The sequence below is a fragment of the Microbulbifer celer genome (assembly GCF_020991125.1).
GTDB lineage: Bacteria > Pseudomonadota > Gammaproteobacteria > Pseudomonadales > Cellvibrionaceae > Microbulbifer > Microbulbifer celer.
On record NZ_CP087715.1, the window covers coordinates 2,335,471 to 2,347,575 of the forward strand.

A 12,105-nucleotide genomic window follows, 5' to 3' on the forward strand; every position below is an offset into this window, starting at 1 on the left:
CGTAATACCTACTGGCACCGATGGCTCCCGGCTTATTAAAGACACGGAAAGAATGCAAAATTTCCGCATCTACTCATTATCTTACTGGCACTCCACATTACTGCAGAGGACTTTCCGCGATTCCTATGAACTTAAACGAAAGCACTAGGAACGAAACTGCTTGATCTTATCATGGCAAATAGCCACATGCTGCGGGCCAAAACAGTGTTCAAAATTACACGCTAGCACAAGCAACAAATTTTACGGCCCGGCCCCATAACGTTGCCAGCAGGGGCGGCCGTAGCGTTTTTTGCGCGAAGCGCATTGCGTAGGCCGTCCCGCGGAGGCGCGCAGCGCCGGAGCAAACTGCCTGGCCTGGTTATAAGGCTGTGGCACGGTCTAGCTTTTTTTGCTTGCGCCATGACCACTCTTATACCTACAAAACCTGATGGTTTTATAAATGAAATACAAAAACAACACCGTAAGTACTGCCGTACTTAACTTCAGAAACAGCTGAATCCCTGTGTTTGGACAGCCCCACATACAGGCTGAAAGTAACGATACAAAAGAGAGCGCCAGCAGCAAAAAAGTTACGACACCTCCAGCTACAAACAGCTTCATTTTCTATGCCTTATAACGCCGCCAGCATGCGCGGCTTTGTAATGGAGGCGCAGCCGCAATGGAAAAGCCGTCGCCGTGCCTGGCATTGTTAAGCATTTACGACCCACGCATCGTTGTGCTGAAAGTAATCGAACAAAAACACGGCCTGCTCCAAACCGAATATAAAATGCTTTAGCTCTTTGAACTGCATTCGTTCGCTAAACTCGACACCTTGTAGTGGTCAACTCTTTTTGGCCACCGAACTCTGAGCATTCCAATATTTCTCTTCCGCCACATTCGGCGGCATTCCATCATTTTTCTGATGGGGGCGTATTTGGCTGTAGTAGCCAATGATGTAACTCGTGATTCCCTGTTTAGCCGCAGGGAAGGACTTGTAGCCGGTTTCCGGAACCCACTCTGTTTTGAGACTCCGGAAAAAGCGCTCTGTCGGTGCGTTGTCCCAGCAGTTGCCGCGACGGCTCAGGCTCTGCGTCATTCTGTAGCGCCACAGTTGTTGTCGGAACGCGAGGCTTGTGTACTGACATCCCTGGTCCGAGTGGAACATGATGCCTTCCGGTTGCCCTCGTGATTCGTAGGCCATCGTAAGCGCCTTTTTAACCAGGGCGGTGTCAGGCGATAACGATAGCGCCCAACCAACCGGCTTACGCGCAAAGAAATCTATAACTACCGCCAGATACGCCCACCGGGCACCTGTCCAGATATACGTGATATCGCCGGCCCAAGCCTTGTTTGGTGCAGCAACGTTAAACTCCCGATCCAGATGATTCGGAACATCAACGTGTGGTTGCTCAGCCTTCTTGTACCGATGATTTGGAAGCTGGGTGCTCTCCAAACCGAGTAGCTTCATTCGCTTTGCAGCGCGGTACCGGCTGAGCGGTGTACCGCCCTGTGTTACGATCTTCGAGATGGTTCTTGCCCCTGCAGAACCGTTGCTAACTTTATGAGCTGCCTTCACTAACGCCTGTAGTCGCACCTCTTCTGGCTTTGGCTCGGACGACCTGTCACGCCAGCTCCGATAGCTGCTCCGGTGTACATCAAATACGTCGCACAACCGCTGAACGGCATAGCTCCCCTGCAATCGCTCGATTATTTTGAACTGTTCAGCGAGTCCGACATCAAGAGAGCTGTAGCCTTTTTTAGGATTTCTTTCTCCTCTTCGACTCGCTTAAGCTTCCGTTCTAGCTCTTGGATGCGGATCTGATCTGGAGTAATAGCCACGCCCTCCGGCGCCTTGCCGCCTCGCTCTGCCCGGAGCTTCCGTATCCACGACTCCATCGTGGATTTACTGACTCCCATGGCTTCGCAAGCCTCTTTCACGGTGTAGTTCTGGTCGACTACCAGCTGGGCTGCCTCGAGCCTGAACTCGGGGTCAAATCGCTTCTTTTTTGACTTGGTCATTAATTCACCTGATCTCGTTGAGCATGATAATATCACTCAAAGTCAGGTGGCCAAATTCAGTGTGCCACTACACCTAAACTGCCTATTAAGGCTTGGTTTTCCAGAAGCTCATGGGCAGCATTATTTCTGTCTTTCACCACTTGCTTAAGTAGCTCTGTGTAATCCGACCTCAAGCCAACATTTTCAAGTCTCACCCGTGCCTGCCCAAGTGTTAGTTTTTCTGTATCTTCTTCCGGTACGTTGAACCTTTCTTCAAGAAGCCTCTTAAGCGCAAACTCAAGTATTTGAGCCGTACCAAGGTAGATAGAGAAACACTCCAAGAAGGACTTACGTTCATACTTTTCCATTCTTCGGAAAACTTCACTCTGGACATCATCACCTGATAGCTCTTCTTTGTCATAGATGCTGCTCATGATGCCTCCTTGATACTTAACGCCGCGCTCAGGGGCGGCTTGCGCTGTGCGCATTTTGCGCGAAAATGGGAGCGTAGCGACCGCGCAAAAGGTGCACAGCGTAAGGCGTCCCCTGCAGCGCTTTGTTAGCGCGATGATGAAACGACATACTTCGCTCCGTGTGCGAGCTGGCCGCAACCACTTAACCCCACCGAATTACGCAGCGGGCTCAGCTTGGAATGCAAGCTTTCCGCAACCGCCACACCGAACCTGGCAATGACTCTCAGAGCCGCTTCCAGAAAATGCTTTTAGAATCTATACCACCGAATTCCAAATGAACACATTTTGTGCCAACGCTTCAGCGATTGTACTTTGAAACGCAGGACTTTCTGCTCGATGCCGACCACTCAATTTTATTTAAAAAGCGGCGACACTCTTAAAAACGCTAACGCCGCGCTCAGCCGCAGCTTACTTTGGGCGCTTTGTTGCGCGAAAATAGGAGCGTAGCGACTGCGCAACAAAGTGCTCAAAGTAAGATGTCGGTTGCAGCGCCTGGTTATGGCTGACGCGCTCCAAAGTACCTACGGGCACTGAATGCGCAGAAGCTCCTTAAAAACGAGGAAAGAACTTCCAGCTTCCCCCAACCAATTATTCTTTTATTGGCACTCCACGTTACTGCAGTGGAGTTTCCGCGATTCCTATGAACTTAAACGAAAGCACTAGGAACGAAACTGATTGATTTTATCACGGCAGATAGCCGAATGCTGCCTGCCAAAACAGTGCTCTAAACTACGAGCTGGCAAAGACAACTAATTTTACGGCTCGGCACCATAACGCCGCGCTCAGCCGCAGCTTACTTTGGGCGCATTGTTGCGCGAAAATAGGAGCGTAGCGACTGCGCAACAAAGTGCCCAAAGTAAGATGTCGGTTGCAGCGCCTGGTTATGGCTGACGCGCTCCGAAGTACCTACTGGCACTGAATGCGCCGAAGCTCCTTAAAAACGAGGAAAGAACTTCCGACTTCCCCCAACCAATTACTCTCTTATTGGCACCCCACGTTGCTGCCGCAGAGTTGCCGCGGTTCCCATGAACTTAAACGGAAGCACTAGGAACGAAACTGTATGATTTTATCATGGCAAAAAGCCAAATACTGCGTGCCAAAACAGTGCTCTAAATTACACGCTGGCACAGACAACTATTTTTACGGCCCGGAACCATAACGCCCGCAGCAGGGGCGACCAATGCTGTGCACATTTTGTGCGAAACTGGGAGCGCAGCGACCCGCACACAATGTGCACAGCGTTGGGCGTCCCGCGAAGGCCTGAAGGGCCGTAGCAAACTGCCTGCGTTTGTTAAATGTATTACTCATTGAGTTGATTTCCCCACTTCAAGTTTATTGTGGGTTTAAGTTGAAACTCAAAATCTAGCAATTTTGTTGACGGGCGGAATGTAGCGACCATTTTTTCGGTACCCCGTTCCGATATTACCTTTAGCCCAACTATACCTTCCAGATTGAGTGAAGCTACAAGAACCCCCGCCTTTTCCCATATAAGGACTACTTGTCCGTACCCTGGTTCAATCGCACAATAGATTTTGTTATCGCCACGTTCGGTTCGATAGGTAAGCCGGTTATAAAACCAAGGCACATCTCGATCAGTAAGCTCCGGCTCTGCCGCAAAAAGACCTATGAGTTCGTATAATTCGGGAAAATCTTCCATGCTAACCTGACATTTAACGCCCAGCGCAGGCGCAGCCAGCGCGGAGCGCATTTTGTGTTAATGTTTGAGCGCCAGCGAGTAACACAAAAGGTGCGTAGCGTTGGCTGTCGCTCTGCCGCTGCTTGTTAACTTTACAGGGCCTCGCGGGAGAAGTTGACGATGTTCTCGCCATACTTCTCTATTGCTTTTTCTCTTAGCGGATCTAAAAGCAGCCTTACCTCAATTAAGTCATTACCAATATCTGCTATTTCATCTTCATCATTAGATGTTTCACAAATTTTTGACATTCTTGACTCTAGCTCACACAGCGCCTCTAGAACAATCTTTACTTCGGACTCAACAAGAGAAAATTCAAATTTTTTCATACGGCTTGACCTTCTTTCTTAAAGACTCTTGTTGCAGAAAGAGCCATCTCCTCAAGTAAGCCTTTGTATTTATCCAAGGGCATATTTTGAACAGGTGAAATACAATAGTGGTGAGGCTTATCTTGAACCATTTTCTACCCGATGGGTGGGCGTGTGTTTGGAGAAAAGCGCCACACCCAACCAGTCATCGGCGACTTCTTAATACCCTCAAGATCAAAAACGCTGATGCCTTTTCCGTTGGCAATAATTACCGTAATGCCGTTGACGTCCATTGTATCTATATCTCTTGGTCTGATATTCCCCAGCTTAGGGGAGGAGGAATTTCAAAGACGAAATAGCTCTTCTGGAAGAATGTAAAACTCTTGTGGGAACATGATGAACTCCATTTCATGGGAAAAGTTAACGCCCGCAGCAGGGGCGACCAATGCTGTGCACTTATTGTGCGAAAATGGGAGCGCAGCGACCCGCACAATAAGTGCACAGCGTTGGGCGTCCCGCGGAAGCCCGAAGGGCTGGAGCAAACTGCCTGCGATTGTTAGTGTTTTCACTCTCCGTACCAGCCAGACCAACTATTTGGCTCTGGATACTTTTCCTTATAGCTTTTGAGTTCCACCTCTGAAGCGTATCTTAAGTAAGGCCAGACATACTCCATAAGGTACGTTTCACCCTCACCCATACGCCAGAATATATCGTTACTAGAATATTCGGGATACTTTATCCAAGGGGGCTCAGGAGGATTATCTTTTAACACTTTCTGGAACTTATCTCGGCGATCTTTTTCAGCCTTGGCTTGTCTTTCAAGATGCTTTTCCCAGATTTCTTTGCTCATACCGACAGGTGGTTCTGAGCTAGACGAACTCATTGCAACTTCCGCAAAAAATAATGATAAACATACGATGATAATTTTCATGCTGTACACTAACGCCGCGCTCAGCCGCAGCTTACTTTGGGCGCTTTGTTGCGCGAAAATAGGAGCGTAGCGACTGCGCAACAAAGTGCCCAAAGTAAGATGTCGGTTGCAGCGACTGGTTATGGCTGACGCGCTCCGAAATACCTACGGGCACCGAATGCGCCGAAGCTCCTTAAAAACGAGGAAAGAACTTCCAGCTTTCCCCAACCAATTATTCTCTTATTGGCACTCCACGTCACTGTAGCGGATTTACCGCGATTCCTACGAACTTGAACGAAAGCACCAGGAACGAAACTGCTTGATTTTATCACGGCAGAAAACCGGATGCTGCGTGCCAAAACAGAGCTGTAAATTACACGTTGGCACAGACAACCATTTTTACGGCCCGGCACCATAACGCCGCAATCAGTCGCGGCTTACTTTGTGCGCTTTTTGCACGAAAATGGGAGCGCAGCGACCGTGCAAAAAGTGCACAAAGTAAGCCGTCGGCTGCATTGCTTTGTTAGCACTGACGCTGCCTATTTTCTTTGTTTAAGTCTTTGATGCCCGGAGCATTAGCCACAAGCTTTTTTCCTAAAGCATTGGGTAATCCGATGAATAGGGTTGCACTACTATCCCAGCATACAATTTCAAACTGGGAATCTTGAAGCTGTTTTTCTGGCTCCCCTTCCCAGAACTCGGGATTTCCATCTGCAAATGGTTTGTCTGTGGTAAATGGCTCAGTTCCTTTTGGAAATGCTGAAAGTACAGACCAAACAAACTGATAGTCAAATTCTTTAAGCTTTGCGGTTAGCTCTTCACCAAGCACCCATGAGGGATCATCCAGCTCTGGCCAAGCTCCTTCTATATCGGAGATATGCCAATCATAATTTTTTAGATCGATTTCAAGCCAACGAGCCACATCAGTCATGCTCGTATAGAAATCAACTTCCGATGTGTTTTCCTGTATGTAGTTCATGGTTCGTTTTGAGTGCTAACGCCGCGCACAGGGGCGGCTTACTTTATGCGCGTTTTGCGCGAAAATGGGAGCGCAGCGACCAGCGCAAGACGTGCATAAAGTAAGCCGTCCCTTTGCTGCGCTTTGTTAGGCAGCGGTGCCAGAGTGCGCTGCTATAACCTGCCATTGCCCAGTATCCTTTGACCAAACGCGAGTAAATGTAAAGTTCCCGCCAGCTGGCTTACCTGAATATGTACCTTCTATATTTGCTTTAACGGATACAACAGCTGTATTTTGGCCACTTAGCAATATCTTTTGATCGCTTAATTCTATCGATGTTATCTTAAGTGAGCCACTTTCATGCGCCTCTAGATCCATACTTTTATTCAAGCGTTGGCCGAAGTGATTAGTGAAAATTAGGTTTTCAGCCAAATATTTATTGAGGCTATTTACATCTGAAGAAAGCATTGCTACGCGAAGATTTTCCTCTTCCTTCATTACTTCCGCTTCTAGAATTTCGCTCATAAAATCATTCCTTGATTCTGCCTAACGCCCGCAGCACGGGCAAAATTGGAGCGCAGCGGAAATTTTGTCCCAGTGCCTGCGATTGTTATGCATCATCTGCCTCGTGCTTGGCCTGCCAGAAAGATATCTGATAGTCCATCAGGTCATCTTCATTGTCTGGTACGTAGAACTCCACTATGCACGGCTTTTCAGGAAAGAGCGCTCTGAGTTTCAGCTCATAGATTTCCTTGAGAGTCTTGCCGATGACGAGCAGCTTGTCCTTCGCAATGTCGGTGCAGCCGTAGTGCTGGATATCTGCTATATGCAGATGGTTGATCACCCACTCTACGGACTTTGGCGTACTACCTTTCTGCGACTCGAACCCTCGGACAGAGTCTTTGGAGAATCCCTCCGTGAATATGTAGTCCTCGAACTCGACGAAATTTGGCCAAAATATGGATGCGTAACCTACAGCGAGCTTAAAGTTGCCTTCACAGCCTACCCATGACTCAAGGTCAATTCCTTTCCCACTATTCCATGCCGCCAATTCGTCTTTCATGCTTTCTGGTATTTCCATGATCCCTCATGCATAACGCCCGCAGCAGGGGCGACCAATGCTATGCACATTTTGTGCGAAACTGGGAGCGCAGCGACCCGCACAAAATGTGCATAGCGTTGGGCGTCCAAGTTACCCACGGAAAGTAGACACCTCACTACTACCTAACGAGGGTCTAACCATGAAGAAGAAGGCGAAGAACAAGTACGGTCATTATCCCGAGGATTTCAGAAGGGAAGCAGTTCGTCGTTCTGATGATCCAAACAGGAGTGCCGTCGAGGTCGCCAAAGAGCTCGGGATTCATCCAGGCCAGATTTATAACTGGCGGCGGCAGTATAAGCGGTTGTCTGAAAAGCAGTTCAACAGTTTGAATGGAGTGGATTACAGCATGGAAGAAAGTGAAGAAATCCGAAAGCTTCGACGGCAGGTCTCGGACCTAAAAGAAGAGAATGAGTTCTTAAAAAAGGCGACGGCGTACTTCTCCAAAGAGAAGTGGTGAAGTACGCCTATATTGATTCGCTCAAGGACGAGTGCTCGATCGTTAAGATGTGTCGCTGGCTATCTGTGAGCCGGTCCGGCTATTACAAGTGGCGTAATCGAGAGCCCTGCCAGCGAACGCAGAGAAAGCTTTTGGTCGAGAAAGCGGTGGTGACAACGTTCAAACAGTTTAAGGAACGCTATGGTGCTCCTCGTCTGGTTGTTGAGCTGAATGCGGTTGGTATCCCTTGTAGCACCAATCATGTCGCACAGCTGCTAGCTAAGAATGGCCTGAAGGCTAGAAATGGCAAGGGCTACAAGTACTTTCCTGGCCCCAATGCCACCAATCACGTGAGTGATAACCTATTGGCGAGAGATTTTACTGCCAGTAAACCAAATGAAAAGTGGGTGTCTGATATCACCTACATCAAAATAGAGAAGGGATTTGTCTATCTGGCGGTTATCATGGATCTATTCTCACGCAAGATCATTGGCTGGTCACTTGATACGACCATGACCAACCAGTTGATAATGGATGCGTTTGAAATGGCAGTTGCTAGCCGTAAAGTGAAGCCAGGGCTGATACTGCATTCGGATCGGGGCGTTCAATACCGGTCAGGAGAGTACCAAAGCTTGCTCCTCAATGAGGGTATTCAACCAAGCATGAGCCGAAAAGGTAACTGCTGGGACAATGCAGCAATGGAGTCATTCTTCGGCAGGATGAAGGTCGAGTCTATCTTCGCGGAAGAGCTGGCCAATAAGCAAGAAGCTCTTTCCTGTGTGTTTGAATATATAGAAATGTTTTATAACACGGTGCGTAGACATTCGGCTAATGATCAGGTCAGTCCGAACGAATTTGAGGGAGCATATTTTGAAAATTGCGCCTGAAAAACTGTCTACTTCTCGTGGGTAAGATCAGCGTCCCGCGGAGGCCCGAAGGGCCGTAGCAAACTGCCTGCGTTTGTTAAGTGTTCAATATTTTGTAGATTACCCAGAAACAAAAGAACCCTGTAAAAATGACGACCAATATAGGAATACTCTTTATTTTCGCTAGCAGCACTTTGTCTAGAAATAAATATACTTCAATAACAACCTTTTCAAAAGCATGCTTAGATTTCCGATACTCTCCATTTTCCACGTAATCAAGCCAGTAATTTCCGGGATAGTCGTCTTCATAGAAAAATCGGAGAATATCTAGCGCTAACTTCCGCACGAAAAGTGGAGCGACAATCGCCACCACTAAAACCAGGACGAAAAATTCTTTTAGATTGTCAACGCTCATAGACACTTAACGCCCGCAGCAGGGGCGGCCAATGCTATGCACATTTTGTGCGAAACTAGGAGCGCAGCGACCGCACAAAATGTGCATAGCGTTGGACGTCCCGCGGAGGCCCGAAGGGCCGGAGCAAACTGCCTGCGATTGTTAGTTGCTTCTTACTTGAACTGTGCTTCATAGGCCGCAACATGATGGGGAAACAGCTGATTGTAAACTTCCCCCTCAATTCCGAGAGCATTGACTTGAGCTGAAAACTCTCCCATTTCTTTTGAGTAATCTTCTATTCCAACCTCGCCTATTGGGTTGAGATTTAGCCCAGATTCTGAGACTACAGCCAATTCCAGATCTGAAATTTTCTCAAAATCATGTTTGCAGAAGTACTCTTGATACTTGAAGTAGTTTTCATTGGGAATTAGCGCGCCAAAAGCCACACCCATTGGAGGATCTCCATTCTCCAACAGTGTTTCTCCAATTACTTCATTTCTTGCGAAGATCTTAAATTTCATGGGCAACTAACGCCTGAGCTCAGCGGCGGCCTACGCTGTTTATGCGCGAAGCGCATAGCGTAGGACGTCCGGCCCAGGCGTCAGCCTGGGCGTACTGGAGCGACTTGTTATACGCATTTTGCGTCATAGGCTTCCAACACCATTGATTTCGCCTCCTCATGGGAATACTTAGAGGCGTCCCAAGCGTACCCGAGCTCTGTTTCAGGGTGATTGTAGGTTAAACAGACATACCCTTCTTCATCTTCATGTTTTAAACAATTTATCTCCTCAATCACCTCGCCCAACTTACGACGAACAGAAATTCTCCCTCCCGAAACGCCAATAAGCCCATCGTCCTTTAAAGTTTGCTCCATATTTTTTACATCATCAGCGCAACTAAGGATCTTTACTATTAACATATCGAATTTTCCAAGCGAGCGTATAACGCCGCGCTCAGCCGCAGCTTACTTTGGGCGCTTTGTTGCGCGAAAATAGGAGCGTAGCGACTGCGCAACAAAGTGCCCAAAGTAAGATGTCGGTTGCAGCGACTGGTTATGGCTGACGCGCTCCGAAATACCTACGGGCACCGAATGCGCCGAAGCTCCTTAAAAACGAGGAAAGAACTTCCAGCTTTCCCCAACCAATTATTCTCTTATTGGCACTCCACGTCACTGTAGCGGATTTACCGCGATTCCTACGAACTTGAACGAAAGCACCAGGAACGAAACTGCTTGATTTTATCACGGCAGAAAACCGGATGCTGCGTGCCAAAACAGAGCTGTAAATTACACGTTGGCACAGACAACCATTTTTACGGCCCGGCACCATAACGCCGCCATCTGCGGCGGCCGTAACGTATTTAGCGCGAAGCGCGTTGTGTAGGCCGTCCGCAACATGGCCTGGTTATTGCAGGCGGTGCCCGATCTTGCTAAGGGCACTCTGCCCGTAGCGCAGCGGAGGGCCACCGCTCGATAGAAAGAGAAAAGATATCTGTGCTTTTCTCACCTTTCAATAAACGTTTATCTTACGGGCAATCCAAGATTGCTGCTCAGCGATTTCCCAAACCTGTAGCCTTAACGGCGGCACCAGGAACGAAGCCTCGTACTTTAACCACCCGCCCAGATTGCTACCGGGTTCTTAAAAAGTACTCCTTAGCATCTGCTGCCCCATACCAACCTTCTTGTGCTGAACCCGCCTCAATAACGCCCGCCATAAACGGCCGAGTGAAACGAGGTCCGGCGACCGCAGGGAGCGAATTTAATGGCTTTGTTACACGTTGACTTTATACTTGAGGTCATTCGCTTCATCCCCTGTCATCCCGCGAAATCCCCACTGATGCGGCTGCTGCTCCTTGATCGTAATTTCAACGTCAATTGGCGCTAAGGCTAGCTTCGACTCAAGCTCTTGGAACAGTGACTTGATAAGAGCCTTTTGCGTTTCCGGCTTCCGGCCGGACATCATGTTGATTTCAATGACTGTATAGGCGTCGCTTCTGCCACCAGGGTAATAGAAATCCTCTCGTTCCAAGGGGACAAATCTATGCGCACGCTTATCTTCCGGCATACCTAGAACAGACTGCATGCAGCCATGAATGACATCCGACAGCTTGGCCTTTATTGGATTTAGCTGTTCCTTGATTCCATAAACTATAATCATGCCATTTCCTTAATACGTGTAACGCCCAGCGCAGGCGCAGCCAGCGCGGAGCGCATTTTGTGTTAATGTTTGAGCGCCAGCGAGTAACACAAAAGGTGCGTAGCGTTGGCTGTCGCTCTGCCGCTGCTTGTTATATGGCCTGGCACTTAGCCATTTTTTGGCTTCCTAAAAAGCGCAAACAAAAGCACAAGCATTAAGCCGATACCTGCACTGCCGAAAAACCCACCCCAATAGTCTGAACTCAATCCAAGCGCGAAACTTTCGCTACCAGCCTGAAGGCAACTGTGGTAAGCATGCCTATAATTGCGACTGATACTGCGATACTGGACTTCTTCATGATCTCTATTTCCTCTTCCTCTGAGTGTTGACTGACATATAACGCTGATGGTAACCGGCGCCGGAGCGCAGCGGAGGGAACCAAAAGCGGCACGCTTTTGGCGTCCGGTTGATCGCTTGGTTAAAAGACCTGCAGCTCAAGCTCACGAGTCTTTGGCGAAAAGTTTTTGGAACAGACGCTCTGACTCTTTGAGGCCTTCCTCAGTGAACAGGACAGATTTAGCCTTACCAACCGGGTTCTCAATGAGACCCTTTTTATGAAGCCTATTCATGGCATCCCAATCAAAGGATTTCCAAGCCCGACCACCATCATGCAAAGTCAGGTATAGCAAAGCCAATACGGCCTCATCGATTTTCTCTTCATCAATCCCCATGGCTCATCCTCTGGTGATGTGCCCTTTTAACATTTATATCGTAGCCCCAAAGGCTACTATTTCGCCGTTTCTATCACAGCTCCAGAATTAGCTCAGAATGCGGGGAAAGCCCTTTACGGTCA

14 protein-coding genes are annotated in these 12,105 nt (G+C 48.4%); 2 read left to right on the forward strand and 12 right to left on the reverse strand.

What is annotated here, in order from left to right:
- Positions 1–820 precede the first annotated feature (820 nt).
- The 8 genes from LPW13_RS09805 to LPW13_RS09840 form a co-directional block, all read right to left on the reverse strand.
- Positions 821–1,998 (reverse strand): IS3 family transposase gene (locus tag LPW13_RS09805; protein WP_407941935.1). Its coding sequence is split into 2 segments (ribosomal slippage): positions 821–1,731 and positions 1,731–1,998, totalling 1,179 coding nucleotides; the frame shifts between segments, so codons are not numbered across the junction.
- Between the two features lie 56 nt (positions 1,999–2,054).
- A complete protein-coding gene (locus LPW13_RS09810; protein WP_230435003.1) occupies positions 2,055–2,411 on the reverse strand; it encodes a hypothetical protein in 357 nt (118 codons plus the stop codon).
- 1,339 nt (positions 2,412–3,750) lie between these two features.
- Complete coding sequence (locus LPW13_RS09815) at positions 3,751–4,107, reverse strand: hypothetical protein (RefSeq protein ID WP_138237322.1); 357 nt, start codon at positions 4,105–4,107, stop codon at positions 3,751–3,753.
- 131 nt (positions 4,108–4,238) lie between these two features.
- Positions 4,239–4,472 (reverse strand): hypothetical protein, encoded by a 234-nt coding sequence (locus LPW13_RS09820; RefSeq protein ID WP_230435004.1) that lies wholly within the window; start codon positions 4,470–4,472, stop codon positions 4,239–4,241.
- Positions 4,473–5,016: 544 nt separating this feature from the next.
- On the reverse strand, positions 5,017–5,382 hold the full coding sequence (locus LPW13_RS09825) for a hypothetical protein (RefSeq protein ID WP_230435006.1): 366 nt from the start codon (positions 5,380–5,382) through the stop codon (positions 5,017–5,019).
- A 502-nt stretch (positions 5,383–5,884) separates the two neighbouring features.
- Positions 5,885–6,340 (reverse strand): hypothetical protein, encoded by a 456-nt coding sequence (locus tag LPW13_RS09830; protein ID WP_230435008.1) that lies wholly within the window; start codon positions 6,338–6,340, stop codon positions 5,885–5,887.
- A 126-nt stretch (positions 6,341–6,466) separates the two neighbouring features.
- A complete protein-coding gene (locus tag LPW13_RS09835; RefSeq protein WP_230435010.1) occupies positions 6,467–6,844 on the reverse strand; it encodes a nuclear transport factor 2 family protein in 378 nt (125 codons plus the stop codon).
- Between the two features lie 85 nt (positions 6,845–6,929).
- Complete coding sequence (locus LPW13_RS09840; RefSeq protein ID WP_230435011.1) at positions 6,930–7,400, reverse strand: hypothetical protein; 471 nt, start codon at positions 7,398–7,400, stop codon at positions 6,930–6,932.
- A gap of 160 nt (positions 7,401–7,560) precedes the next feature.
- On the opposite strand from LPW13_RS09840, the gene LPW13_RS09845 reads away from it, so the two are divergent.
- Complete coding sequence (locus LPW13_RS09845; RefSeq protein ID WP_230435012.1) at positions 7,561–7,878, forward strand: transposase; 318 nt, start codon at positions 7,561–7,563, stop codon at positions 7,876–7,878.
- Positions 7,875–8,744: an IS3 family transposase gene (locus LPW13_RS09850; protein WP_230435013.1), complete on the forward strand. Its 870-nt coding sequence runs from the start codon at positions 7,875–7,877 to the stop codon at positions 8,742–8,744. The genes LPW13_RS09845 and LPW13_RS09850 overlap by 4 nt, the downstream gene beginning before the upstream one ends.
- A 546-nt stretch (positions 8,745–9,290) precedes the next feature.
- On the opposite strand, the gene LPW13_RS09855 is transcribed toward LPW13_RS09850, so the two are convergent.
- From LPW13_RS09855 to LPW13_RS09870, 4 genes are all read right to left on the reverse strand, one after another.
- Entirely contained in the window at positions 9,291–9,638 is a 348-nt protein-coding gene (locus LPW13_RS09855; RefSeq protein ID WP_230435015.1) for a hypothetical protein, read from the reverse strand.
- Positions 9,639–9,745: 107 nt separating this feature from the next.
- Positions 9,746–10,036, reverse strand: coding sequence for a hypothetical protein (locus LPW13_RS09860; RefSeq protein WP_230435017.1), 291 nt, complete (start codon positions 10,034–10,036; stop codon positions 9,746–9,748).
- Between the two features lie 850 nt (positions 10,037–10,886).
- Positions 10,887–11,273: a tautomerase family protein gene (locus LPW13_RS09865; RefSeq protein ID WP_230435019.1), complete on the reverse strand. Its 387-nt coding sequence runs from the start codon at positions 11,271–11,273 to the stop codon at positions 10,887–10,889.
- Between the two features lie 479 nt (positions 11,274–11,752).
- A complete protein-coding gene (locus LPW13_RS09870) occupies positions 11,753–11,983 on the reverse strand; it encodes a DUF6429 family protein (RefSeq protein ID WP_230435020.1) in 231 nt (76 codons plus the stop codon).
- Positions 11,984–12,105 lie beyond the last annotated feature (122 nt).

Coding starts and splice junctions, on each gene's coding strand:
- LPW13_RS09855 (WP_230435015.1), bottom strand. CDS start 9,638: ATGAAATTTAAGATCTTCGCAAGAAATGAAGTAATTGGAGAAACACTG.
- LPW13_RS09820 (WP_230435004.1), bottom strand. CDS start 4,472: ATGAAAAAATTTGAATTTTCTCTTGTTGAGTCCGAAGTAAAGATTGTT.
- LPW13_RS09825 (WP_230435006.1), bottom strand. CDS start 5,382: ATGAAAATTATCATCGTATGTTTATCATTATTTTTTGCGGAAGTTGCA.
- LPW13_RS09810 (WP_230435003.1), bottom strand. CDS start 2,411: ATGAGCAGCATCTATGACAAAGAAGAGCTATCAGGTGATGATGTCCAG.
- LPW13_RS09830 (WP_230435008.1), bottom strand. CDS start 6,340: ATGAACTACATACAGGAAAACACATCGGAAGTTGATTTCTATACGAGC.
- LPW13_RS09865 (WP_230435019.1), bottom strand. CDS start 11,273: ATGATTATAGTTTATGGAATCAAGGAACAGCTAAATCCAATAAAGGCC.
- LPW13_RS09860 (WP_230435017.1), bottom strand. CDS start 10,036: ATGTTAATAGTAAAGATCCTTAGTTGCGCTGATGATGTAAAAAATATG.
- LPW13_RS09870 (WP_230435020.1), bottom strand. CDS start 11,983: ATGGGGATTGATGAAGAGAAAATCGATGAGGCCGTATTGGCTTTGCTA.
- LPW13_RS09835 (WP_230435010.1), bottom strand. CDS start 6,844: ATGAGCGAAATTCTAGAAGCGGAAGTAATGAAGGAAGAGGAAAATCTT.
- LPW13_RS09815 (WP_138237322.1), bottom strand. CDS start 4,107: ATGGAAGATTTTCCCGAATTATACGAACTCATAGGTCTTTTTGCGGCA.
- LPW13_RS09840 (WP_230435011.1), bottom strand. CDS start 7,400: ATGGAAATACCAGAAAGCATGAAAGACGAATTGGCGGCATGGAATAGT.
- LPW13_RS09845 (WP_230435012.1), top strand. CDS start 7,561: ATGAAGAAGAAGGCGAAGAACAAGTACGGTCATTATCCCGAGGATTTC.